1 protein-coding gene is annotated in these 937 nt (G+C 70.9%); it reads right to left on the reverse strand.

Translation table 11 applies throughout. The features are described 5' to 3' along the window. Positions 1-8: 8 nt before the first annotated feature. Positions 9-881, reverse strand: coding sequence for an IS1595 family transposase (locus PYV61_RS25885; RefSeq protein ID WP_275836771.1), 873 nt, complete (start codon positions 879-881; stop codon positions 9-11). Positions 882-937: the final 56 nt, after the last annotated feature.

Here is a 937-nt window from a genome sequence, read left to right on the forward strand (position 1 = left end):
GGCGATTGTCAAAGATTTGGTAGCGCGCGGAGGCTCTGGGCGAGCAGGAGATCGAACAGGTTCTCCTGGCGGTGGTTGTAGCGGAACTGCCACTCGTAGAGATACAGCGGAAAGCGGGCGGGGCTGACGCCGTGGTGCTTGACGAACTTCGTCTTGGCGTAGCTCCAGAAGCCCTCGAGCCCGTTGATGTGCACCTTGCCGCGGCTGAAGTGGCGGGCGTGGTTGACCCGCAGGTGGCGGTAGCCGCAGAAGGTCAGCGTGTCGTAGCCGCTCCACTGGTCCGTGTAGACCAGGGTGCCGCGCTTGACCCAGCGCAGCGTCCGGTCCCGCAGCGTCTCGGCGCTGCAGTCGGGCACCACGCTCACCTGCACCCGCCCGTGCCGCTCCAGGATGCCGAAGACGGGTGTCTTGTGCGGCGCGGAGCGCCCCCGGTTCCTCGGGTCCCCCCGGCTGCGGGGCGGGCGGCGGGGGCCGAAGTAGCTCTCGTCGGCCTCGACTTCGCGCCGCAGGAGCTCGGGCTCGGCCTCGGCCAGGATCGCGCGGCGCAGCAGCGTGAACGCCTTGAGGGCCGTCGGGTAGCTCACCCCCGTCTGCACCGCCGCCTGGCGGGCGGTGAGCTCCAGCTCGAAGAGCTTCACCAGCCACAGCCACGTGTCGTCGGGCACGCGGCTCAGCCCCGCCCAGGTCCCGGTGCGCACGCCGAACGTGTAGCTGCACGCGCGGCGCGGACAGCGCCAGCGGCCCTCGCGCAGGCGGTAGGTGTGGCGTGCCCCGCACACCAAGCACGCCGGCATCCGGCGGGTGGGCCAGCGCCGCTGGCGCAGCGCGCGCCACGCGGCCGCCGGGGTGCGCACCATCGTGAGAAACTCGCGGACCCGCATGGCTCCCTCCGCGCGGATGGAGCCTCCAATCTGCTACCAGATCTTTGATAATCGCC

It is taken from the genome of Roseisolibacter sp. H3M3-2 (genome assembly GCF_029211165.1).
Lineage (GTDB): Bacteria > Gemmatimonadota > Gemmatimonadetes > Gemmatimonadales > Gemmatimonadaceae > Roseisolibacter.